Below are 23,146 nucleotides of genomic sequence, written 5' to 3'. Positions count from 1 at the left end.
CAGGGGGAAACCAAGAATGAAAAACCCTTATGCTCTCGGCTTCTGGTGCGCCATCGTGGCATTAGTGCTGCTGTCGGCCACCTATTTCTACGGCATCATGCTGGCCCACCAGATCGACAAGGCTCTGGCGTTCCTCGACAGTGCCGTCGCGCTGATTGCCGTGATGTCCATTGCGGTGGTGGCCTGGGCCTCGGTCCAGAATCAACGCATCAAGAAAAGACAACTCGAACAAGGCAAGACCCTGGTCCTGATCTGGGACACCAAGGTGGCATTGCGTCGTGTCGAAACGGTGTTCGACCGTTATTTCTGGGGCAGTTACTGGCAACCGGGGCGCACGTTTCAGGAAGTCATGGGCGAATTGACCGGCACGCCACTGGAAAAAAGCCTCGAGAGCCTTAAAAAACAATGCCTGGCGCTGGACCGGCAGGTGGCTGACGACGGTCGGCACTGGCTCAGCAATGCTCGGGAGCTGGCCGATGTCGCCACGGCCATGGCCCGCGAACGTTATCAACTGGACGTCTGCGACCCGCGTGCGGAAGTGACGGGCGGGGCGGTGATCAACCGCGACTTCGAAGTGCTGGTGTACACCTGGACTGCGCGGCTCAAAAGCTTCGATCATCAGCTTGATGAGATCGAGGTCCAGTATTCCTGATTTAGTGGTGGCAAGACTGACGCCTTCGCTGGCAAGCCAGCTCCTACGGTACAAGGTGATCCCTGTAGGAGCTGGCTTGCCAGCGAACGCAATAGTATGACCGCCGAAAATCTTGAACCGTGCGAACTACCCCAAAACACTCTTTCACCTTTAATCATTGGGCCGTTCGTCGCGCCCGGTGCTAACCTGCATTCCACTTTCAGCACAGTCGAGCTGCAATCCGTCATGGGTTCAGGGAAGACGACCTCACTTTCAACAACGGACATTGAACGGGTCATACATGAATAAATCAGCAGGCGTGCTACTGGGAATCGTTGTCGCAATCGGTGCCATCAGCGCAGGCGGAGCCTGGTTCACCGGCACCAGGCTCGAAGGTGTGTTGAACACCTCGATTGCCAATGCCAACAAGGAATTGCAGGCGGCCATGGTCGGTTCCAACGGCACAGCGTCGCTGGAACTGGTATCGCTGGAACGTCATGTATTCAGCAGCACCGCGCACTACCGCCTCAAGGGCGAAGGCGAAATGTTCGGCGAAGCGCCGGTCGAGTTGCTGTTTGTCGATCATATCGAACACGGCCCGTTGCCGTTCTCGCGGCTGATGTCGCTGAAGTGGTTGCCTGTCTTGGCGACCAGTCACTACGAACTGGAAAAGACCCCGTCCACCGAGAAGTGGTTTGCCGCCGCCAAGGACAAATCCCCGCTGACCGGCGTGGTCAATATCGGCTATGACAACGCTACCAATGGCACCTTCGAGTTGCAGCCGCTGGAAATGGCCCTGGATGACAAGTCGAGCATGAAGTTCTCCGGCTTGAGCATGGACGTCGATGCCAGCGCCCAGGCGCAGAAGGTCAAGGCCAACGGTTACATGGACAGCCTGAAAGTGGCCACCGTGTCCGAAGACCAGGCACCGGTGCAGGTTGAATTGAACGGCCTGACCCTGGCCAGCAACCTGACAAAAAGTACCTACGGTTTCTACACTGGCGAAAACGTCCTTGAACTGGCCAGCGGCAAATCGACCTTTGGCGCCAAGCAGTCGGTGCTGGACTTCAAGAAATTCGAGATGAAAAACCTGACCGGAGAATCGGGCAGCAACGCCTCCGGGCGTGCCGATTACAAGGTCGGCGAAGTGTCCCTGAACGGCAAGACCATCGGTTCCGGTGCGCTGGCCATGAGCCTGAAGAACCTCGACATTCCGGCCACCCTGTCGTTAATGCAGGTTTACCAGAGCAAACTGCAGCCGTATGAAAGGGCGGCAGCGGAAGCGACGGCGGCCGGGCTGCCGGCACCGGAGCTGAAACTGACCGAAGCCGAAGAAGCACTGCTCAAGTCCAGCCTGGAAAAACTGCTGGCGGCCGGTCCGCAAGTGGCCCTGGAAAACCTGTCGTTCAACACCGTCAACGGTGAGAGCCGCGCCAATATGGTGCTCGACCTGACCAAGCCGCAAGCCATCGATCTGCCGACCGATCAGTTGGTCAGGCAGCTGATTGCGCTGCTGGACTTCAAACTGCAAGTGTCCAAGCCCATGCTGGTCGATGTGCTTACCGTGCAATCGCAAATCGACGGTCAGACCGATGCCAAGCTGATTGCCGACCAGGCCACGGCCACCGCAGACATGTTCAGCAGCATGGCGGTCGGCAGCCAACTGGCAAAACTGGACGGCAACAACATCGTCACCAACTTGCATTACGCCAACGATCAGGTGGACTTCAACGGCCAGAAAATGACCGTCGAGGAGTTTGCCGGTTTTGTGATGAGCAAGTTCGCGGGGGCTAATGCCACCGAATAACGGCGGTCGTGTACCCGGCAACGCCCGGCCTTTGCATCGTGCAGACGCCGGGCGTTTTGCTGTCCGGCATCTAGGGGGCGTTCTCAATTAGTTTCCCCACCGCGTTGTCGCCTTAAAGCTGGCCAGGCAAGGCGTAGGCCGCTGGGAATGGTTGTTCCCTTTCCAAGGCCTGCAACGCAGCATGGCCAGCTTTAAGGCACAACCCGAAGGGCCGGGCCTGCTGTTGTGCAGGGCTGTGTTGCTCGAAGCTGATTTGGAATGACCAAACTGCGCTTCTCGCGCCTTGCCCTGCACAACAGCAGACCCGGCGCGGTAGGGAAACTAATTGAGAACGCCCCCTAGGGAACATCACGGATCAGTCGCCATGCCTCTTCCCATGGCAACGGCTGTTTCATCCGCTCGGCGAGCATCGCCATGGCCCGGTCCATCTCGCAGGCGACCGCCGCCGACACCACGCCGTTTTTTCCAAACAGGCCAATGAAGGGCGGATCGCAAGGGTCGCCCTTGAACTCGACTTCGTCCCAGTTCTCGGCGTGACCGAGGTAGTCGTAGGTTTTACCGAAATGCCAGGTCCAGAAAAATGGCACGTCGAGGTAATGCTCGTCACCACCCAGCATATTCGCCGCGGCGATCCGCGCTTGCTGCTGGGCCAGTCGCCAGTGTTCGATGCGCAGGTATTGGTTGTTCAGCGGGAACGTGGCGATATCGCCAGCCGCCCAGAGGCCGTCGGCCACGCGCATTGCGCCGTCGACACGCAGCGAGTGATCCTGCTCTTTCGCCAGCCCGGTGAAGGCGGCAGTGGCTGGCGTGACGCCAATGCCGACCAGCACCAGATCGGCCGGCAAACGTTGGCCGTTGTCCAGGCGCACGGCTTCGACCTTGTCCGTTCCTTCGATCTGTACCGCATTGCCCTGGGTGTGAAACACGACGCCATTGGCTTCATGCCGCGCGCGAATGGCCTTGCCGACCGTGTCACCGAACTGCTTGGCAAACGGCACTTCGTGGCGGGCCAGCACTGTCACATTCAGGCCAAGCTGGCGCAGGGACGAGGCGGACTCCATGGCAATGAAACTGTCGCCGATGATCACGACTCGCTGGCCGGCGCTGGCGCTGTCCAGAATCTGTTGCGCATGGGCTTTGGAGCGTAAGACGAACACTTGCGGCAGGTCGGCGCCCGGCAGCGTCAGCGGGTTGGGCACGCCGCCGGTGGCCAACAGCGCGGCGTCGTATGTCAGTGTTTGGCCGTCAGTCAGCCGCAGCGTCCTGTTTGGCGCATCCAGGCTTGCCACTTCGCCTCGCAGGCGCTCGATCCGCTGCTCGCGGTAAAAATCCTCGTCGCGCAGCGGCGGGACTTCGTCCAGCGGCATCTCCCCGGCGATCACGTATTTGCTCAGCGCGGTACGGTCGTATCCAGCTTCGGCTTCGCGGTCGATCAACAGTAACCGGCCGCCGAAACCTTTCTCGCGCAAACACGCTGCCGCCGCCGTGCCTGCCGCGCCAGCGCCGACAATGATGAAGGTTCGTGGATCGTCGGCCGGTGGCGTGTGGGCGTCCGGCAACGGCTGGTCGCCGACCCAGATGTCGCCGTCACGGACTTCGAGGGGATAGCGCTTGAGACTATCCAGGGCTGGTGGTTCACACAGCCCGCCATCCTCGATCCGAAACTGCGCCTTGTGCCACGGGCAGGTCAGGCGCCCATTGCATACCGCACCGTAGGCCAGCGGGGCGCCGGCATGCGGGCATTCGGCCTGATAAGCGCGCAGTTGTTCACCGGCCCGCAACAGCAGAATCTTGCTGTCCTGGACCCGCACTTCCAGACCCCGGTCTTCGGGCACATTGGCGACACGCGCAACGCGATGCAGAGTCATGATTGCTCTCCAGACAGACGTTTCACTTATGAGTCTGGCGCTTATCGCGAGGTTCAGCCAATTCCCCCCTGCCACGGCGTGAACGGTCCGGCTATAGTTTGCACGCCGACGACGGCCCAACACGCACAAGGTGCTCCGGTATGACCCGATTGACCTCAATCAACACTTGGCTCGCGGCCTTGGCAGTCGCCCTTTGCGTGCAGTTCCCGGCGCAGGCCCAGGAACGTTTCACCCTGAACATTCCGGGTGTCTCCGATGACCGTCTGTTCACGTCCGCCGCCGCCGGCGATTCCGCGGGCTGTGGCGGACATAACATTTCCCCGGCATTGAACTGGAACGCCGGCCCGGCAGCCACCCAAAGCTACGCCATCGTCATGCACGACCCGGACGGCCAGAAAGGCCAGGGCGTCGATAACTGGGTGCATTACGGCATCAAGGCCGCTACCCACCAGATCCCGGCCGGTGCCGGGACCAAACCAGGCCTCGAGGGCGTCAGCGGTACCAATAGCAAGGCAACCACCGGCTACATTGGCCCTTGCCCGCCCGTTGGCGACAGCGCGCACCACTACATCATCCAGATCTACGCCCTGGACCTGGCCCCGGAAGCCTTGCCCGCCGGCCTGACCCGTGCGCAGCTGCTGGAAAAAATCAAAGGCCACGTCCTGAGAAACAGCAGCGTGGTGCGGCGCTATCACCGCTAAGGCTGATCGCCTCAGCAGATTTGCAGAAAACTGAAGTGCGCGGCATTCCTGGGATTTGGCATCCACCCCCGAAAGCGCGCACTATCAGGCTATAGCCGATGCGTTGGAGGATGCCGTGGCAAAAAAAATCGACCGCATCGCCCAAATGCTCAACTGCCCACAAAAGGGTGAGGAACTGCGGCGAGCGATTACCGAGAGTCGCAAGGATTTTCTGCTGAATCAGCCGGAAGAGGACATTGTTGAAGACGACGACCTTGAAGAGGAGTTTTTCGAGGACGACGAGGACGATGATGAGTACGACGAGTTCGACTGGACGACAGAATGAAAAAAACCGCTTCGGCGGTTTTTTTGTGGGCCAGGGCAGCACCGGTCGGAGATTCGTTGACCCTCATGCAGGGAATGGAACACTATAAGGTACTTTTTTTCGTACCTTTGGAGCCGTCATGGAGCAGCTACTTGCCAGCCGTTCGGTCAGTATCACCGAGCTCAAGCGCAGCCCGAGCACTGTCATCGAGCAAGCGGGTTCCGAGCCTGTTGCCGTGCTCAACCACAATCGCCCTGCCGCCTATCTTTTACCGCACGCGGCCTATCAACAGCTGCTGGATCGGCTACAGGCTGCCGAACTTCGTGAAGCCATTGCGGCCAGCCGCAATGATCCGCGTCCGGCCATTGCTGGCGATACGGTGTTTGCCGAGCTTGATGCGCTGATTGATGAGGTAGCAGCCGAGCAAAGCCGTCCATGAGGCAATTGCTTTTCTCTGCATTGGCACGGGACGATCTGCTGCAAGTCGCTCGTTTTATCGCCCGAGACAATCCTGAGCGGGCCCGGACGTTTGTGCGCGAGCTTCGCATGCAGTGCACACGATTGATCGATCAACCGAACTTGGGTGTTTCAAGAGACGATTGCGCGAAGGGATTGCGAATGCTTGCCCATGGCCGATATCTGGTTTTCTACTGTTTGATGGACGACGGGGTCAAGGTCGAACGCGTGCTGCATAGCGCGAGAGACATTGGCCGGCTGTTTGAAAAAAACAGCATTGATCATTAGGTGCCAAGCCTTCAAACACCCACAAAAAAGCCCCAGACCCATAAGACCTGAGGCTTTCTCGTTACAGCGTATGGTGCACCAGGCGGGATTCGAACCCACGACCCCTGCCTTCGGAGGGCAGTACTCTATCCAGCTGAGCTACTGGTGCAATGCGGGCGCCATGATACTCATATGCATTGCGGGCGTCCATGCTGCTGATTCGCCTGCGTTTATTACAAGCGTAACGGACGTTTGCTACGTTGATCAGAAAAAATAGGCAAAAGCGTCGTTTTCGTTCTTTTTTTCGAACAGGCTATTGTCCTTTACCCCCTTTGATCCTAGGATTCGTTTGAGATTTCAAACGCTCTTATCTGGGTGCTGAACCGCACGAGTTCAATCAGTGCGCTATTTATGTGCTTCAGCCCGGTGAATGATTTCCCTGACGGCAGCCTATCGAGGCGCCTTTCAACAATCATAATTTGCTCCGCGCGTGCGCGGTGCTGTTAAGGAAAGCCGACATGCAGCTTAAAGACACCCAGTTGTTCCGCCAGCAAGCCTTCATCGATGGCGCGTGGGTTGATGCGGACAATGGTCAGACGATCAAGGTCAACAACCCGGCAACGGGCGAAATTCTGGGCACCGTGCCGAAAATGGGTGCTGCCGAAACCCGCCGTGCGATCGAAGCTGCTGACAAAGCGCTGCCGGCCTGGCGTGCACTGACCGCCAAGGAACGTGCAAACAAGCTGCGTCGCTGGTTTGAGCTGATCATCGAGAACCAGGACGACCTGGCTCGCCTGATGACCCTGGAGCAAGGCAAGCCATTGGCCGAAGCCAAGGGCGAAATCGTTTACGCCGCTTCCTTCATCGAGTGGTTCGCCGAAGAGGCCAAGCGCATCTACGGTGACGTGATTCCGGGCCACCAGCCAGACAAGCGCCTGATCGTGATCAAGCAGCCAATCGGCGTGACCGCTGCCATCACCCCGTGGAACTTCCCGGCTGCAATGATCACCCGTAAAGCCGGCCCGGCCCTGGCCGCCGGTTGCACCATGGTGCTCAAGCCTGCTTCGCAAACTCCGTTTTCCGCTTTCGCCCTGGCCGAACTGGCCCAGCGTGCCGGGATCCCGGCTGGCGTGTTCAGCGTTGTTTCCGGCAGCGCCGGCGACATCGGCAGCGAGCTGACCAGCAACCCGATCGTGCGCAAGCTGTCCTTCACCGGTTCGACCGAAATCGGTCGTCAACTGATGTCGGAATGCGCCAAGGACATCAAGAAAGTGTCCCTGGAACTGGGCGGCAACGCTCCGTTCATCGTGTTCGACGACGCGGACCTGGATAAGGCCGTCGAAGGCGCGATCATTTCCAAGTATCGCAACAACGGTCAGACCTGCGTCTGCGCCAACCGCCTGTACATTCAGGATTCGGTCTACGACGCGTTCGCCGAGAAGCTGAAAGTGGCTGTGGCCAAGCTCAAGATCGGTAACGGTCTGGAAGCAGGCACCACCACTGGCCCGCTGATCGACGAAAAAGCCGTGGCCAAGGTGCAAGAGCACATTGCCGACGCCGTTGCCAAAGGCGCCACCGTGCTGTCCGGCGGCAAGTCGATGGAAGGTAACTTCTTCGAGCCGACCATTCTGACCAACGTGCCGAATAACGCTGCCGTGGCCAAGGAAGAAACCTTCGGTCCATTGGCTCCACTGTTCCGCTTCAAAGACGAAGCCGATGTGATCGCGATGTCCAACGACACCGAGTTCGGTCTGGCCTCGTACTTCTATGCTCGTGACCTGGGTCGCGTGTTCCGTGTGGCTGAAGCCCTGGAATACGGCATGGTCGGCGTCAACACCGGGTTGATCTCCAACGAAGTCGCACCGTTCGGCGGCATCAAGGCCTCGGGCCTGGGCCGTGAAGGCTCCAAGTACGGCATCGAAGATTACCTGGAAATCAAATACCTCTGCCTGGGCATCTAAGCTCGAAGGTATAAGCCGGGAAGGCATTGCTTGAAACGCAAAGGGCACGAGAGCGCTGTCCCTTTGCGTGCGTAAAACCGGAATTTTCTCGGTGGCCGGGAACGCTGTGGCAGTCGATCATCGCATGCTGCCGCCGTTGCTCCCCGTCGCTTTATCCTTGAACCACGCCGCCCGATGAGCGGTGAATGAGGAATGTATGAGCAAGACTAACGCTTCTTTGATGGCCCGCCGTACCGCTGCTGTTCCACGTGGTGTTGGCCAGATTCACCCGATCTTCGCCGATTCCGCGAAGAACGCGACCGTAACCGACGTTGAAGGTCGTGAGTTCATCGATTTCGCCGGCGGTATTGCTGTGCTGAACACCGGCCACGTGCACCCGAAAATCATCGCTGCCGTGACCGAGCAACTGAACAAGCTGACCCACACTTGCTTCCAGGTTCTGGCCTACGAGCCGTACGTGGAAGTGTGCGAAAAAATCAACGCCAAGGTCCCAGGTGATTTCGACAAGAAAACCCTGCTGGTGACCACCGGCTCCGAAGCCGTGGAAAACTCGATCAAGATCGCCCGTGCCGCTACTGGCCGTGCCGGCGTGATCGCGTTCACCGGCGCTTACCACGGTCGCACCATGATGACCCTGGGCCTGACCGGTAAAGTCGTGCCTTACTCGGCCGGCATGGGCCTGATGCCAGGCGGCATCTTCCGCGCGCTGTACCCGAACGAACTGCACGGTGTGAGCATCGACGATTCGATCGCTTCCATCGAACGCATCTTCAAGAACGACGCCGAGCCGAAAGACATCGCCGCGATCATCATCGAGCCGGTTCAGGGCGAAGGCGGTTTCTACGTCGCGCCTAAAGAGTTCATGAAGCGTTTGCGTGCCCTGTGCGACCAGCACGGCATCCTGCTGATCGCTGACGAAGTACAGACTGGCGCTGGCCGTACCGGTACTTTCTTCGCCATGGAACAGATGGGCGTTGCTGCCGACCTGACCACCTTCGCCAAATCCATCGCTGGCGGCTTCCCGCTGGCCGGTGTGTGCGGCAAGGCCGAATACATGGACGCCATCGCTCCAGGCGGCCTGGGCGGCACCTACGCCGGTAGCCCGATCGCTTGCGCCGCGGCCCTGGCCGTAATGGAAGTGTTCGAAGAAGAGCACCTGCTGGATCGTTGCAAGGCTGTTGGCGAGCGTCTGGTAACCGGCCTGAAGGCCATCCAGGCCAAGTACCCGGTGATCGGCGAAGTCCGTGCCCTGGGAGCGATGATCGCTGTCGAGCTGTTCGAAAACGGCGACAGCCACAAGCCGAACGCTGCAGCCGTGGCATCGGTTGTGGCCAAGGCTCGCGACAAGGGTCTGATCCTGCTGTCCTGCGGTACCTACGGCAACGTTCTGCGCGTCCTGGTACCGCTGACTTCGCCGGACGAGCAACTGGACAAAGGCCTGGCGATCATCGAAGAGTGCTTCTCCGAGCTCTGATCACCCAGTGTGACCTGATCCACAAAAAAACCGCTTCGGCGGGTTTTTTCATGTCCCTGGAAACCCATTAGCGCTGTATCGAATGGCCAGCATTGGCTAAGGTTCCTGCATCGCCAGGGAGAGCTGTATGACAACCGTCATTTTACCCGCCGTTCCAAGAGTCCTGATCGCCGAGGCCGACCCCTGGTCCCGGGATTTGCTCAAGGAAGTGTTGTTGAACGTACGCTGCGATGCGCGGCTGGATTTGTGCGCCGATGGCCAGCAAGCGCTGGAGCTATTGGCTGCCAACCCCTATGACCTGGTGATCGCCGACTGGGAGTTGCCCGGTGTCGATGGCCTGAATGTCCTGCGCAATATACGACAGCGCAAACGCAATCCGCCGCTGCCGTTCATTCTGATGAGCAGCCGCAACGACAGTGCCAGCGTGCGCGAGGTCTTGCCGCTGGCACCGGCCGCTTACTTGACCAAACCCCTGAATATGGAAAGCCTGACCCATCGGTTGCAGGGGTTGCTGCTGAATGCTGGCGAAGAAGTCTCGTGCGAAGTGCCGTCGCTGGCACCGGGCATGACGCTGTCGGTGTTTCTGGAGCGTCGCCGGGAATTGGCCGACGGCGCGCCGCTGATGACCGACGTGCAAGTGGCGGTCAAACGCAGCCTCAATCCCAATGGCCTCGACCTGACGGTGCTGGAAGACGAAGTCCGCACCGATCCGCAGGTCACGGCCGTGTTGATCGCCGCTGCCAGCAGCGCGGCCCAGCACCACGGCGCCGCTGTGCAAACCCTGTCCCAGGCGCTGCATCGCCTGGGCACCGGGCAGAGCATGAACCTGATTCTCGGGCTGGCGCTCAAGCGCAGTGCCCGGCTCAGCGATCCGCAACTGGCCGACTATGCTGAGCGATACTGGGATCTGTCCCTGCATACCGCCGAATACGCGCGAACCCTGGCGCGCTTGCTCGATCTGGATCAGGAGCGCTGCTATTGCGCCGGCATGTTGCACCGTCTCGGCGATCTGGCGTTGCTGCGCTGTTTGCAGGAATGGAAGCAGGCCGGTGGTGAACTGGACGAGCTGGAGGAAGTGGGCGAAGCGCTGGTTGAATTTGGCGCGGCCTATGGTTCGGCCCTGCGCACGCGCTGGCGCCTGCCACTGGAGTTGCGGGAGCTGATTGCGGCGGCCTACCAGCTCGGTGGCGGGGTTTATTCCCGCGAAGCGCTGGTGATGAACATGGCGGCGCAGATGGCGCGCCTGACTGAGCATGAGGGCATCGAGGAACTGGCGAAGAGCCGGACGGCGCGGTTGCTCAAGATTGGCTTGCCGGAGTTGATGCGTTTGCGCAGGAAGTAAGTACACCACCCCCTGTGGGAGCGAGCTTGCTCGCGATGAGGGGCTGACATTCAACATCAATGTCGACTGATAGTCCGCCATCGCGAGCAAGCTCGCTCCCACAGGGTTCCTGGGTGATCCTGTCAGGCAGTGACAATCCGGTTCTTGCCCTCGCGCTTGGCCTGGTACATCGCGGCATCCGCGCGGGAAAACAGGTTTTCCACGTTTTCGTCCGCGGCGGTCAGGCTGGTCAGGCCCTGGCTGACGGTGATGCCGAACGTCTGGCCTTCATGGGTGAAACGCAATCGCTGAATCTGCTGTTGCAAGCGTTCAGCCACTTGCAGGGCCATCTGCGGCGTACAGCCGGGAAATACCGCTGCGAATTCCTCACCGCCAATGCGCCCGAACAGGTCGCCACGGCGCAACGCTGCGCGGCCGCTATCGGCGATGCGTTGCAACACGTTGTCGCCTTCCTGGTGACCGTAGGTGTCGTTGATTATTTTGAAGTCATCGATGTCCAGCATCAGGAACGACAGCGGCTCGCCCCGTTGCCGGGCGTGTGCGAACTCGCGGTGGGCGCATTCGAAGAAATGCCGGCGATTGCTGCTCTGGGTCAGGGCGTCGGTGGTGGCCAGGCGGTGCAGCTCGCTTTCCATCCGCTTCTTGTCGGTGATGTCTTCGGCAATGCCGACGATGATCACCGGTTGCCCCGGCTCGGCCTGGCGGTTGATGTAGCATTTGTCGCTGAGCCAGCGCACCTGTCCGTCGGCGGCGATGATTCGATACTCGCGGTCTTCGACGGCGCCTTTGTCCAGCACTTCGGCCAGGCTGCGTTCGGCATAGTCCAGGTCGTCGGGATAGATGCTGTCGCGCCATTGATCGCAGTCGGCCAGCAGTAGATCGGCCGAACGGCCAAAGATCCGCTCATAGGCCGGGCTGACGTAAAGCACCCGGCGGGTTTCCCAATCGAATGCCCACAGCACCGCGTTGACGCTCATCAGCAGGGTGTTGAACAGCTGTTCGCGTTCGCTCAGGCGTGCGACTTCGCCTTGGGCGTGCATGAGCGCCATCAGGGTCTGCGCGGCCTCGGGCCAATGGGACGGAGATGAGTCTTGCAGGTTTTTTTCGTCCATCGACACAAATCTCAAAGGGCATGCCGCGTGCGATCGCGGCCAACATCAAGCCCGCCGGGGATGGCGAAGTGTCTTTGAGATAGGGCTTTTCAGATGAAGTTCCCGCCTTTTGTGGCGAGTGAGCTGGCTCCCGCCGGGCGGTACTGGCGACGCGATTTTTTCAGTCAGGCGATAAACCAATGTGGGAGCGAGCAGGCTCGCTCCCACAGGTTTTGCGGCTGCGCGCTGCAATCAGACAGCGGCAGGACGCAGGGAGTAGGTTTTCAACTGATCGGCGAAGTCGCGCAGAGACTGAATCCCGCTGGCTTCAGCTTCGTGTACCCAGTCCTTGATGGCCGCCAGCATGTCGTGACCATTTGAGCTGGTCTTGATCCAGATCTGCTGCAGGGCCAGGCGTTTCTCGTAAATTACCTTCAGCGCCTGACTGTGTTCGAGCATGTTCTGGATGCGTACATGGTGTTTGTCATCCAGCAGGCTGGTCTCCCGCGAAAGCAGGCGTTTGGCCCGGTGGAACTGGTGACGTACCGAGTGATCGACCTTTTCCAGCTCTTGCTTGACCAGCGGGCCGATCACCAACTTGCGGTACTGGGCCATGATCTGGAAGCGGTTGTTGAGGATCGCCATGGCGGTGTCCATGTCCAGGTTGCCCTTGCCTTCGACGCGATGGGCAATCGGCGCAACCCGTTGAACCTTGGCCAGGCGCAGGAAGCTGAAGACTTGAATCCACGCCCAGCCCAGGTCGAATTCCCACTTCTTCACCGACAGTTTTGCCGAGTTAGGGTAGGTGTGATGGTTGTTATGCAGTTCTTCGCCGCCAATCAGGATGCCCCAAGGCACCAGGTTGGTCGCCGCATCGCGGCATTCGAAGTTGCGGTAGCCGATGGCATGGCCCAGGCCATTGACCACGCCGGCGGCCCACACCGGGATCCACATCATCTGGATGGCCCAGATGGTGATGCCGATGGTGCCGAACAGCAGCAGGTCGATAACGCCCATGATCGCGATGCCCAGCAGTGGGTAGCGGCTGTAGAGGTTGCGCTCGATCCAGTCTTCGGGGCAGTTCTTGCCGTAGATGCGCAGCGTCTCGGGGTTTTCCGCTTCGGCGCGGTACAACTCGGCGCCTTTGCGTAGCACCGTGGACAAACCCTTGACGACCGGGCTGTGCGGATCATCGACGGTTTCGCATTTGGCGTGATGCTTGCGGTGGATGGCGGTCCACTCGCGGGTGTTCTGCGCCGTGGTCAGCCACAGCCAGAAACGGAAGAAATGCTTGAGGCCCCCATTCAGCTCCAGGGAGCGATGGGCCGAGTAACGATGCAGATAGACCGTTACGGCGATGATTGTGACATGGGTCATCAGCAGGGTGACTGCCACCAGCGACCAGGCGGACAAGCCAAGAAAACCTTCGTACCACATAGGCTGTAGGGCCCTCGATAAAGAAAAAAACAGCCGTTGCATTATCACTAAGCCCGCACAGAAAACCAGTCGCCCTTTCAGATAAGAGTGGCTGGATGTGTCTTTAAACCATCATTCCAACCTTTTTGTAGGGACATGGGCCGCCGGATGTCTGCCACCTATCGCAATGCCTTGCGCGCAGCGCTGCTCTATCTGTTGCTTTCTGCGGTTTGGCTGCAGATCAGTGGCTATTTATTAAACAGTTTCTTCGATAGCTCTGCCGAGCGACTGCGATGGCAACTGATCAACGGTTATGTCTGGGTGCTGTTCAGCGCGGGGTTGATCTTCATTGCCCGGGCGCGGCTGCTGCGGTGCTTGGGGGGCGGCGACAAATTGCGTGAGCGCGATGCCGACCGCATGCACCTGGCGCACCACGATCCGCTGACCGGCCTGCCGAACCGCCTGTTGTTCACCGACCGCGCCAACACCAGCATCGGCATCGGCCTGTTCCCCAGCGATGCCTTGAGCGTCGAGCAACTGCTGCGCAATGCCGACTCTGCACTGTTCAAGGCCAAGAGTGCGGGGCGCAATGATTATGCCCTGTACACCGAAGAGCTGACGGCCCACGCCCAGCAACGGTTCGAGATTGCCTTCGAATTGCGCCGCGCCCTGGATCGGCAAGAGCTGCGGGTTTATTACCAGCCGGTTCACGACCTCAAGCCCCGTCGCCTGATTGGCGTCGAGGCGCTGGTGCGTTGGCAGCACCCGCAGCGGGGCCTGGTGTCGCCGGCGGAATTCATTCCGGTCGCCGAACGAACCGGTCTGATTGCTGAAATCGATGCCTGGGTCATGGCGCAGGCGTGCCGGCAGATGTGCCAGTGGCAGCAGAGTGGAGTGGTGCTGTCGTTCGTTGCGGTCAACGTTTCTTCGCGCCTGTTCGCCCGTCGTGAGCTGTATCAGCAGGTGGCGCAGGTCTTGCGCGAAACCGGGCTGGAGCCGGCGTTTCTGGAGCTGGAAGTAACCGAAAGCGCGGTGATGGAGGACCCGGAAGTCGCGCTGGAGCAAATGCATCGTCTGCGCGAGTTGGGTGTGCGCCTGGCCATCGACGACTTTGGTACCGGTTATTCATCGTTGCTGCGGCTCAAGCGTCTGCCGGTGCAAAAATTGAAAATCGACCAGGGTTTCGTTGCCGGTTTGCCGTGGGATGAGGACGATGCGGCGATTTCAAGGGTGATCATTGCCCTGGCGCAAAGCATGGGCATGCAGGTGCATGCCGAGGGGATCGAGCAGGTCGAACAGGCTGCTTTCCTGCTCGAACAGGGATGTGATCTGGGTCAGGGCTATTGGTTTGGGCGGCCGGTGCCGGCGGTGCAGCTGGATTGGGCTCATGTCCCGGTCATCGCCTGATTTACAAAATCCCTGTGGGAGCGAGCTTGCTCGCGATAGCGGAATATCAGTCGACATTTCTGGCGACTGACACTCCCTCATCGCGAGCAAGCTCGCTCCCACAGGTTTTTCTGTGTCCCTGAAAGTGGGCTATTCACCTCAAGCCCTTGTCCCTTCAGTTAATCTCTTCTGGTTATATAAACATTCTTAAATAGTCTTTTTAAGAATATCTGTGTCTCTCTAGTATTGCTCTCACGCCGCAAGCAGTGCCGACACTGCGAGGCAACCTCTCAGTTGAAGGAGCAGCAATATGAGCGCATCCCTGCGTAGCGTCGACGGTCAAGACGAAGCCACCATCCTGCGTGAAATCCAGAGTGCCCTGCGCGACCTGCGCTTTGGCGCCGTGGAAATCACTGTGCACAACGCCCAGGTGGTGCAGATCGAACGCAAAGAAAAATTCCGTTTGCAGCAGCCGGGCAACAAGTCGGGCTGAGGCGAATCAGGTACCGCGATTTCCGATATCCCATAAGAAAAGCCAACACACCAAGAATTCCAGGAGCTTTCACCATGTCGTCGATTCGTCATTTCGCTTTGGCCGCCCTGGCCAGCGCCCTTTTTGCCGGTTCCGCCGTTGCCAAGGACTACGAGTTGCTCAACGTGTCGTACGACCCGACCCGCGAGCTGTACCAGGACTACAACGCTGAGTTCATCAAGTTCTGGCAGAAGGACCACGCCGGCGACACCGTGAAGGTCCAGCAATCCCACGGCGGTTCGGGCAAGCAAGGTCGGGCGGTGATCGATGGCCTGCGTGCCGACGTCGTGACCCTGGCCCTGGCCGGTGACATCGACGAAATCGCCAAACTCGGCAAAACCCTGCCAGCCGACTGGCAAAAACGCCTGCCGGACGCCAGCACGCCGTACACCTCGACCATCGTGTTCCTGGTGCGCAAGGGCAACCCCAAAGGCATCAAGGACTGGGGCGACCTGGTCAAGAATGACGTCTCGGTGATCACGCCGAACCCGAAAACCTCCGGCGGTGCACGCTGGAACTTCCTCGCGGCCTGGGCCTATGGCCTCAAAGCCAATGGCGGCGACGAAGCCAAGGCCAAGGAATACGTACAGACCCTGTTCAAGCACGTGCCAGTGCTGGACACCGGCGCTCGCGGTTCGACCATTACCTTCGTCAACAACGGTCAGGGCGACGTATTGCTGGCCTGGGAAAACGAAGCTTTCCTGGCCCTGAAAGAAGAGGGCGGCGCCGACAAGTTCGACATCGTCGTGCCTTCGCTGTCGATCCTCGCCGAGCCACCGGTGGCGGTGGTCGACAAAAATGCCGAGAAAAAGGGCAACGAGCAGATCGCCGAGGCCTACCTCAAGCACCTGTACAGCCCGGCCGGCCAGGAAATCGCGGCGAAGAACTTCTATCGTCCACGTGACAAGGACGTGGCCGCGAAGTACGCCCAGCAGTTCCCGAAACTGGAACTGGTGAGCATCGACAAGGACTTCGGCGGCTGGAAAGCCGCACAGCCGAAATTCTTCAATGACGGGGGCGTGTTCGACCAGATCTATCAGGCACAGTAATATTAAATAGCCATCAACGAGCCCCGGATTCACCTCCGGGGCTCAGTGCGTTCTCAACCAAGGACTTTTATGTCGCGTCGTATCTCCCCCGTCATACCCGGCTTCGGGCTGACGCTGGGCTACACCTTGGTGTACCTCAGCCTGATTGTGCTCATACCACTGGCGGCGATGTTCGTGCATGCCGCTCAACTCACCTGGGATCAGTTCTGGGCAATCATCTCGGCACCACGGGTGCTGGCGGCGCTGAAGCTCAGCTTCGGCACCGCCCTGTGTGCCGCGATCATCAACGGCATCATCGGCACGCTGCTGGCCTGGGTATTAGTGCGCTATACCTTCCCTGGACGAAAAGTGATCGATGCAATGATCGACTTGCCGTTCGCGTTGCCCACGGCGGTCGCCGGTATTGCGCTGACGGCGTTGTACACGCCTACCGGCCTGGTGGGTCAGTTTGCAGCGGATCTGGGTTTCAAGATCGCCTACACCCCCCTGGGCATCACCCTTGCCCTCACTTTCGTGACACTTCCATTCGTGGTACGTACCGTACAGCCAGTATTGGCGGATATTCCTCGTGAAGTGGAAGAAGCGGCAGCGTGCCTGGGTGCAAAACCCTTGCAGGTTTTCCGCCATATCCTGCTGCCGGCACTGCTGCCTGCATGGCTCACCGGTTTCGCTCTGGCCTTTGCCCGCGGGGTCGGCGAGTATGGTTCGGTGATATTCATCGCCGGCAACATGCCGATGAAAACCGAGATTCTGCCGCTGCTGATCATGGTCAAGCTCGACCAATACGATTACACCGGCGCTACCTCCATTGGTGTACTGATGCTGGTGGTTTCCTTCGTCCTGTTGCTGCTGATCAACTTGTTGCAGCGGCGCATCGAAACCCCATAAGGAGGCGCACCCATGTCCCAATCGTCTATTGCTGCCGCTTCCTCGAACGCTGCCCGCCGTGGCAGTGCGAATTCGCGGCGAATCCTGATTGGCCTTGGCTGGCTGATTTTTGCGCTGTTCCTGCTGCTGCCGCTGTTCATCGTGGTGTCCCAAGGGCTGAAGCTCGGCCTCGGGGCGTTTTTCACAGCGATCTTTGAACCGGACGCGCTGTCGGCACTGAAACTCACGGTCATCGCCGTGCTGATTTCGGTGCCGCTGAACCTGGTGTTCGGCGTCAGCGCCGCCTGGTGCGTGAGCAAATACTCGTTCCGCGGCAAGAGCATGCTGGTGACGCTGATCGACCTGCCGTTCTCGGTATCGCCGGTGATTGCCGGTCTGGTGTACGTGCTGATGTTCGGCGCCCAAGGCTTGTTCGGGCCTTGGTTGCAGGATCACGACATCCAGATCGTTTTCGCCCTGCCGGGCATCGTGCTGGCGACGATTTTCGTCACCGTGCCGTTCGTGGCCCGTGAGCTGATCCCGCTGATGCAGGAACAAGGCACCCAGGAAGAGGAAGCTGCGCGCCTGCTCGGGGCCAACGGCTGGCAGATGTTCTGGCATGTCACCGTGCCCAACATCAAATGGGGCCTGATCTACGGCGTGGTGTTGTGTACCGCGCGGGCCATGGGGGAGTTCGGTGCGGTGTCGGTGGTTTCCGGGCACATTCGCGGGGTGACCAACACCCTGCCGTTGCACGTCGAGATCCTCTACAACGAATACAACCACGTGGCCGCGTTCGCCGTGGCGAGCCTGTTGCTGATCCTGGCGCTCTTCATCCTGCTGCTCAAGCAGTGGAGCGAAAACCGTATCAACCGCCTGCGCGCCAGCGCCGCGGAGGAATAATTCATGTCGATCGAAGTGCGTAACGTCAGCAAGAACTTCCATGCCTTCAAGGCGCTGGACAACATCAGCCTGGACATCCAGAGCGGCGAACTCGTCGCACTGCTCGGTCCGTCGGGCTGCGGCAAGACCACGCTGCTGCGGATCATCGCCGGCCTGGAAACCCCGGACCAGGGCAACATCGTGTTCCACGGTGAGGACGTCTCCGGCCACGACGTACGGGATCGCAACGTCGGTTTCGTGTTCCAGCACTACGCCCTGTTCCGCCACATGACGGTGTTCGACAACGTCGCGTTCGGCCTGCGCATGAAACCGAAAAACCAGCGCCCGAACGAAAGCCAGATCGCAACCAAGGTTCACGAACTGCTGAACATGGTGCAACTGGACTGGTTGTCGGATCGCTACCCGGAACAACTCTCCGGCGGTCAGCGCCAGCGCATTGCGTTGGCCCGAGCGCTGGCGGTGGAGCCGAAAGTGCTGCTGCTCGACGAACCCTTCGGCGCCCTCGATGCCAAGGTCCGTAAAGAACTGCGCCGCTGGTTGGCGCGTCTGCACGAAGATATCAACCTGACCTCGGTGTTCGTGACCCATGACCAGGAAGAAGCGATGGAAGTCGCCGACCGCATCGTGGTGATGAACAAGGGAGTGATCGAGCAGATCGGCTCACCGGGCGACGTCTACGAAAACCCGGCCAGCGATTTCGTTTATCACTTCCTCGGTGATTCGAACCGTCTGCATCTGGGCGAGGATAAACACGTGCTGTTCCGTCCGCACGAGGTGTCGCTGTCGCGCCATGAACTGGAAGACCATCACGCGGCTGAAGTGCGGGACATTCGGCCACTGGGGGCGACGACCCGGGTGACCCTGAAGGTCGAAGGGCAGAGCGATCTGATCGAAGCCGAAGTGGTGAAGGATCACGACAGCCTGATCGGTCTGGCGAAGGGCGAGACGCTGTTCTTCAAGCCGAAGGTCTGGCAGAAGGTTGCCAACATTTAAAGCAAAAGCATCGCGAGCAAGCTCGCTCCCACAGGGTTTTGGGTTGGCACAAAAATATTGTGTTCAACCCTGATTCACTGTGGGAGCGAGCTTGCTCGCGATGGCGTCTTACGCCGCAGCGTTTTTCTGACGCAGACGCACCCCACCCGCCCGCGCCTCGATCTGCTCTTTGAGCTCATGCCGCATCCCCAGCATGAACGCCAGCTCCGCCACCACAAACAACGGCCCGACAATCAGCCCCATCACATCATCGACAAAGGCCGGTTTGCGTCCTTCGTAGTGATGCCCGACAAACTGAATCGCCCAGCCCACCACAAACATGCCGATGCCGCTGGCGAGCCAGACGAATGTGCTTTGCTGCGCCAGCGCATGACCGGCCCAGACACTCAGCCCGAGCAACACGGTCATCAACACGCCCAGGCGCAACTCCAGGCGCAGGTAAAACCACGCCGATGCCAGCGAGACAAGCACCGCCGGTGACAGCCACACGCCGCCCAGCGACCACTGCGGCCGCGACAGCAACACCGCAACGGCCACCACGATCAGCGGGATACCGATAAAGTGCGATGCGATGTTGCGCGGGTCACGATGGTAGGCAGCGTATTGACTGAGGTGGTCGACGAGGCTTTTCATTGTTGTTCTCCTGTGGGGTGATTGATCATGCCCCGGGTTCATTTCCCGCTCTGTCAGCCAGGCGACAATCTCTAGGAGTTTTCATGGATATGCAGGTCTGGCGTCCACGCCTGATGAGCGGTCAGTGGTTCAGCCATTTGCCTGATTCCCTACAGGATAGTCTGCTGTCGGCGGCCAGGTTGCGGCGCCTGTCGCCGGGCCAGCGGCTGTTCAAGCGCGGTGATCCGCCCTGTGGCCTGTACGCGGTACTTGAAGGCGCGGTGCGCGTCGGTGCCGTGAGCGAGCAGGGCAAGGAAGCCTTGTTGAGCCTGGTGGAGCCGCCGCACTGGTTCGGCGAAATCTGCCTGTTCGATGGCCAGCCACGCACCCACGATGCCTACGGCGTCGGCCAGTGCACACTGCTGAATATTCCCCAAAATACGTTGCTGGCACTGCTCGACGAGCATCCGCAGCACTGGCGGCAACTGGCGTTGCTGATGAGCCAGAAATTGCGCATGACCTTCATCAACCTCGAACAGTTGAGCCTGTTGCCGGCCCCGGCACGGCTGGCGCACCGCTTGTTGATGATCGCCGAAGGTTATGGCGAGACCGCCCCCCCGCGTCGCGTCCTGCAACTGCCCCAGGAGCAGTTGGCATCGATGCTGTCGCTGTCGCGCCAGACCACCAACCAGATCCTCAAGGATTTGCAGGGGCAGGGAATCATCGGGCTGAGTTACGGCGAAATCGAAATTATCGATGCCGCGCGGTTGCGGGTGTTGGCGATGGTTTGATGCCTGATTAGGGCGTCAGCAAATGTAGCTGGACTTCGATCAAAATCTGCACTAAATACAATGCATAGTTGTTAATTTGACAATATATGCACTGTATGTAATGCATGGTGATGATATGGAAAACCTTGGCGAACTGATCCGAACCTTGCGCAAGGAGAGAAAACTCTCTCAGCAAGACGTGGCACAGAAGTACGGAATGAGCCGTGCAACAATCTCCGGCATCGAAAACAACACCATTTCCGAAATTGGTCTGCGCAAGGTCGAGGCGATACTCAACGGCTTCGGTTATGAGCTGACCGCCGTGCCGCGACAATCGAAGCGGCCGACGCTGGACACCCTGAAAAAGGTGGATTTCCATGGATGAGCCGCAGGAAAAGGATCGACTGGCTATCAGCGTTTCCAACAGTGCGGTCGGAATCCTCGGTCGTGGCCAGCCTCCCATCGACACCGTGTTTGCCTACGCCGAAAACGCGCCCGAACAAAACGCCGTCTCGTTGACCATGCCGGTGCGTCTGGAGAGTTACGCGTGGGAACCAGGTGTCCCACCGGTTTTTGAAATGAATCTGCCTGAGGGAGCCCTGCGCGATGAATTGACACGACGCTTCAGCAAGGCCGTTCGAGGGTTTGACGATTTTTCGATGCTGGCCATCGTCGGCCCGCACCAGCTCGGAAGAGTCGGCATTTCAAAGGCGCAGGATCCGGGCGACCGGCCACCTGAAACCAGCCTGGCGGACCTTCTTGTACATGATGGTGCGCAAGGTTTGTTCGAGGACCTCTTGCAGACCTATGGCCAGTATTCGGGCGTTTCCGGTGTACAGCCGAAGGTACTGGTGCGTGACAGCGCGTCATCCATTGATCGGCTGTCCCATCGGGGGGCGACGCATCTGGTCAAAGCCTTTCGTCCAGAGCAATACCCGGAACTCGCTGCCAATGAATACTTCTGCATGCGGGCGGCGTTACATTCGGGACTTGAGGTACCGAAGTTTCAGCTCAGTGAACACGGTAAATTTCTGATCGTTGAACGCTTCGACCTGAATGAAAAAGGTTACTTGGGGTTCGAGGACTTCTGCGTGCTCAATGCGTGGCCTTCAAAAGCCAAATACGATGGTTCATACGAAGGTGCGGCCAAGCAGATCAAGGCCTTTGTTTCTCCTCCTTTGCTCAATCAGGCACTTGAGTCGTTTTTCAAAATCGTCGCGCTTTCATCGGGTCTGAAAAATGGCGACGCGCACCTCAAGAATTTTGGCGTTCTCTACGAAGATTGTGGTGTCGATGCGCCAATCAGCCTGGCACCTGCCTACGACATCATCACCACTTCGATCTACATCAAGACCGATAGCATGGCGTTGTTATTGGGCGGATCGAAGGCGTGGCCCAAGTACAAAATGCTGATGCGATTTGGTCGCTCCGCCTGCAATTTGACCGAGGGGCGCTGCAACGAATTGCTGCAACAAGTCATCCATGGGATGGAAATGGCGATGGGCGAGATGGGCCAACACATAAAGGCAAACAGTGCCTTTGCCGAGATTGGAGAGGCAATGCTGGAGCAGTGGAACGAGGGTATGGTACGCAGTCTGGTCAAAGGCTAGATCAGCGCAACCCATCCCGAAACTGCCCCGGTGTCATCCCGGTCCAGCGCTTGAACGCACGACTGAAGCTGCTGGTGTCGGCAAACCCGAGCAGATAACTGATTTCGCTCAACGAGCATTGCGGATCGCGCAGGTGCAGCAACGCCAGGTTCTCACGGCTTTCGTTGAGCAGCGTATCGAACCGGCAGCCTTCATCGGCCAGGTGCCGTTGCAGGCTGCGCAGGCTCAGGTGCAGGGCCTTGGCGATGTGTTCGGCGCTGGGTTCGCCTTCGGGCAGTTGTTCTTCAATTGCATCGCGGACCTTGCGTTCCCACGTCAGCGGCTGGAGTTGTGCCAGGGTGCGCTTGAGCACCGTTTCATTGTGTTCGGCCAGTTCCGGGTTGGCGTCATCCAGGTGGCTGTCGAAGTCGACGAGGGCGAATTCCAGTCGATCCTCGTCGGCGCCGAAGTGCACGGGCGAGCGAAAGACTTTATGCCATTGATGCGCGTCTGCCGGCTCCGGACGGCGCAGGTAGGTCGCCAGCGGTGCATAGTCGCGGCCTAGGCGATTGCGGCAGGTGCGCACGTAAATCGCCATGAACGCATCGATGGCCTCGAAGGCCGGGGCCGGGTTGCCGGCAGGGATTTTCAGGCGGAAACAGTAGTGATCTTCGGTGCGGGTCAGTTCCAGTTCCAGGGCATCGCTGACCACCTGGTGATAGCGCACGATGCGCTCGAACACTTCCCGCAGGCTGCCGCTGGCGACCAGCGCATAACCCAGCGCATGGAAGGTGGTCGGGCTGACGAAACGCGAAACCCGCAAACCAATCGCCGGGTCACCGCTGGCCTGCACCGCCAGACTCCACAGGTGCGTGGTGCCCGACAGCGGGTAGCGCGCGTTCGGGTCGTCCATCAGTTGCGGGTCGAGCCCCGCTTGCTGGCACAGGGCGGTGCTGTCGATGCCCAGGGCATCGAGTTGCTTGCGCAGGGCGCGGGTCCAGCTGGCGAGGGAGGTCGGTTCAGTCATGCTGATTGGCGCTTCCGGTCAACAGGTTGGCGTTCTCGGCTACCGCATTGCGAGGTTCCGCAAGGCAGGATGCAACCATCAATAACCAGAGGATGGAAGC

The 23,146-nt window shown here is 59.5% G+C and carries 23 protein-coding genes and 1 tRNA gene; 18 read left to right on the top strand and 6 right to left on the bottom strand.

Annotation, left to right across the window (positions count from 1 at the left end):
* Positions 1-16 precede the first annotated feature (16 nt).
* Both AC1DXW_RS07525 and AC1DXW_RS07520 read left to right on the top strand, forming a co-directional pair.
* Entirely contained in the window at positions 17-652 is a 636-nt protein-coding gene (locus AC1DXW_RS07525) for an NADH:ubiquinone oxidoreductase subunit N (protein ID WP_116264423.1), read from the top strand.
* A gap of 280 nt (positions 653-932) precedes the next feature.
* Positions 933-2,438, top strand: coding sequence for a YdgA family protein (locus tag AC1DXW_RS07520; protein ID WP_477755340.1), 1,506 nt, complete (start codon positions 933-935; stop codon positions 2,436-2,438).
* A gap of 338 nt (positions 2,439-2,776) precedes the next feature.
* Here AC1DXW_RS07520 and AC1DXW_RS07515 read toward each other — a convergent pair whose 3' ends face one another.
* Positions 2,777-4,306, bottom strand: a complete 1,530-nt coding sequence (locus AC1DXW_RS07515; protein ID WP_477756515.1) for an FAD-dependent oxidoreductase — start codon at positions 4,304-4,306, stop codon at positions 2,777-2,779.
* A gap of 140 nt (positions 4,307-4,446) precedes the next feature.
* Between AC1DXW_RS07515 and AC1DXW_RS07510 the strand changes: the two genes are divergently transcribed.
* From AC1DXW_RS07510 to AC1DXW_RS07495, 4 genes are all read left to right on the top strand, one after another.
* Positions 4,447-5,007: a YbhB/YbcL family Raf kinase inhibitor-like protein gene (locus tag AC1DXW_RS07510; protein WP_477756514.1), complete on the top strand. Its 561-nt coding sequence runs from the start codon at positions 4,447-4,449 to the stop codon at positions 5,005-5,007.
* Between the two features lie 55 nt (positions 5,008-5,062).
* Complete coding sequence (locus AC1DXW_RS07505; protein WP_223457256.1) at positions 5,063-5,332, top strand: hypothetical protein; 270 nt, start codon at positions 5,063-5,065, stop codon at positions 5,330-5,332.
* Positions 5,333-5,450: 118 nt separating this feature from the next.
* On the top strand, positions 5,451-5,750 hold the full coding sequence (locus tag AC1DXW_RS07500; RefSeq protein WP_477756513.1) for a type II toxin-antitoxin system Phd/YefM family antitoxin: 300 nt from the start codon (positions 5,451-5,453) through the stop codon (positions 5,748-5,750).
* Positions 5,747-6,055, top strand: coding sequence for a type II toxin-antitoxin system RelE/ParE family toxin (locus tag AC1DXW_RS07495; RefSeq protein ID WP_477759879.1), 309 nt, complete (start codon positions 5,747-5,749; stop codon positions 6,053-6,055). The genes AC1DXW_RS07500 and AC1DXW_RS07495 overlap by 4 nt, the downstream gene beginning before the upstream one ends.
* 71 nt (positions 6,056-6,126) lie before the next feature.
* On the opposite strand, the gene AC1DXW_RS07490 is transcribed toward AC1DXW_RS07495, so the two are convergent.
* Positions 6,127-6,203, bottom strand: a tRNA-Arg gene (locus AC1DXW_RS07490).
* A 349-nt stretch (positions 6,204-6,552) separates the two neighbouring features.
* Between AC1DXW_RS07490 and gabD the strand changes: the two genes are divergently transcribed.
* The 3 genes from gabD (at position 6,553) to AC1DXW_RS07475 (ending at position 10,811) form a co-directional block, all read left to right on the top strand.
* The gene (gabD, locus tag AC1DXW_RS07485) at positions 6,553-7,995 is read left to right on the top strand and encodes an NADP-dependent succinate-semialdehyde dehydrogenase (protein ID WP_442097738.1); all 1,443 of its coding nucleotides are present in this window, start codon (positions 6,553-6,555) and stop codon (positions 7,993-7,995) included.
* Between the two features lie 196 nt (positions 7,996-8,191).
* Positions 8,192-9,469, top strand: coding sequence for a 4-aminobutyrate--2-oxoglutarate transaminase (gene gabT, locus AC1DXW_RS07480; RefSeq protein ID WP_223444247.1), 1,278 nt, complete (start codon positions 8,192-8,194; stop codon positions 9,467-9,469).
* Positions 9,470-9,596: 127 nt separating this feature from the next.
* Entirely contained in the window at positions 9,597-10,811 is a 1,215-nt protein-coding gene (locus AC1DXW_RS07475) for an HDOD domain-containing protein (protein WP_477754285.1), read from the top strand.
* A 122-nt stretch (positions 10,812-10,933) separates the two neighbouring features.
* Here the strand turns inward: AC1DXW_RS07475 and AC1DXW_RS07470 are convergent, their stop codons facing one another.
* Positions 10,934-11,923: a GGDEF domain-containing protein gene (locus tag AC1DXW_RS07470; RefSeq protein ID WP_477754286.1), complete on the bottom strand. Its 990-nt coding sequence runs from the start codon at positions 11,921-11,923 to the stop codon at positions 10,934-10,936.
* 231 nt (positions 11,924-12,154) lie between these two features.
* Positions 12,155-13,339: a delta-9 fatty acid desaturase DesA gene (gene desA / locus AC1DXW_RS07465; RefSeq protein WP_477754287.1), complete on the bottom strand. Its 1,185-nt coding sequence runs from the start codon at positions 13,337-13,339 to the stop codon at positions 12,155-12,157.
* Between the two features lie 147 nt (positions 13,340-13,486).
* Here desA and AC1DXW_RS07460 point away from each other — a divergent pair, with 147 nt between their 5' ends.
* The 6 genes from AC1DXW_RS07460 to AC1DXW_RS07435 all read left to right on the top strand — a co-directional run bounded on the left by AC1DXW_RS07460 (position 13,487) and on the right by AC1DXW_RS07435 (position 19,048).
* Positions 13,487-14,725: a putative bifunctional diguanylate cyclase/phosphodiesterase gene (locus AC1DXW_RS07460; RefSeq protein WP_477754288.1), complete on the top strand. Its 1,239-nt coding sequence runs from the start codon at positions 13,487-13,489 to the stop codon at positions 14,723-14,725.
* A 289-nt stretch (positions 14,726-15,014) separates the two neighbouring features.
* Entirely contained in the window at positions 15,015-15,197 is a 183-nt protein-coding gene (gene oscA / locus AC1DXW_RS07455; protein WP_056726967.1) for a sulfur starvation response protein OscA, read from the top strand.
* A 74-nt stretch (positions 15,198-15,271) separates the two neighbouring features.
* Positions 15,272-16,285 carry a sulfate ABC transporter substrate-binding protein gene (locus tag AC1DXW_RS07450; RefSeq protein WP_223463259.1) on the top strand — a complete coding sequence of 338 codons (1,014 nt, stop codon included), beginning with the start codon at positions 15,272-15,274 and terminating at the stop codon, positions 16,283-16,285.
* Between the two features lie 69 nt (positions 16,286-16,354).
* Positions 16,355-17,173, top strand: a complete 819-nt coding sequence (gene cysT / locus AC1DXW_RS07445) for a sulfate ABC transporter permease subunit CysT (protein WP_007972956.1) — start codon at positions 16,355-16,357, stop codon at positions 17,171-17,173.
* A gap of 12 nt (positions 17,174-17,185) precedes the next feature.
* A complete protein-coding gene (cysW, locus tag AC1DXW_RS07440; RefSeq protein ID WP_429397638.1) occupies positions 17,186-18,055 on the top strand; it encodes a sulfate ABC transporter permease subunit CysW in 870 nt (289 codons plus the stop codon).
* 3 nt (positions 18,056-18,058) lie between these two features.
* Complete coding sequence (locus AC1DXW_RS07435) at positions 18,059-19,048, top strand: sulfate/molybdate ABC transporter ATP-binding protein (RefSeq protein WP_477754289.1); 990 nt, start codon at positions 18,059-18,061, stop codon at positions 19,046-19,048.
* 108 nt (positions 19,049-19,156) lie between these two features.
* Here AC1DXW_RS07435 and AC1DXW_RS07430 read toward each other — a convergent pair whose 3' ends face one another.
* Positions 19,157-19,681, bottom strand: a complete 525-nt coding sequence (locus tag AC1DXW_RS07430) for an Mpo1 family 2-hydroxy fatty acid dioxygenase (protein ID WP_477754290.1) — start codon at positions 19,679-19,681, stop codon at positions 19,157-19,159.
* Positions 19,682-19,764: 83 nt separating this feature from the next.
* Here AC1DXW_RS07430 and AC1DXW_RS07425 point away from each other — a divergent pair, with 83 nt between their 5' ends.
* From AC1DXW_RS07425 to AC1DXW_RS07415, 3 genes are all read left to right on the top strand, one after another.
* Positions 19,765-20,451, top strand: a complete 687-nt coding sequence (locus AC1DXW_RS07425; RefSeq protein WP_477754291.1) for a Crp/Fnr family transcriptional regulator — start codon at positions 19,765-19,767, stop codon at positions 20,449-20,451.
* 115 nt (positions 20,452-20,566) lie between these two features.
* On the top strand, positions 20,567-20,815 hold the full coding sequence (locus tag AC1DXW_RS07420; protein ID WP_477754292.1) for a helix-turn-helix domain-containing protein: 249 nt from the start codon (positions 20,567-20,569) through the stop codon (positions 20,813-20,815).
* Positions 20,808-22,040 carry a type II toxin-antitoxin system HipA family toxin gene (locus AC1DXW_RS07415; protein WP_477759878.1) on the top strand — a complete coding sequence of 411 codons (1,233 nt, stop codon included), beginning with the start codon at positions 20,808-20,810 and terminating at the stop codon, positions 22,038-22,040. Before AC1DXW_RS07420 ends, AC1DXW_RS07415 begins: the two co-directional genes overlap by 8 nt.
* 1 nt (position 22,041) lies before the next feature.
* On the opposite strand, the gene AC1DXW_RS07410 is transcribed toward AC1DXW_RS07415, so the two are convergent.
* Positions 22,042-23,046 carry an AraC family transcriptional regulator gene (locus AC1DXW_RS07410; protein ID WP_477754294.1) on the bottom strand — a complete coding sequence of 335 codons (1,005 nt, stop codon included), beginning with the start codon at positions 23,044-23,046 and terminating at the stop codon, positions 22,042-22,044.
* Positions 23,047-23,146 lie beyond the last annotated feature (100 nt).

Source organism: Pseudomonas sp. P4_C4, from assembly GCF_056402055.1.
The sequence above is the reverse complement of the archived record's forward strand: the minus strand, read 5'-3'. Positions and strand labels throughout refer to the sequence as shown.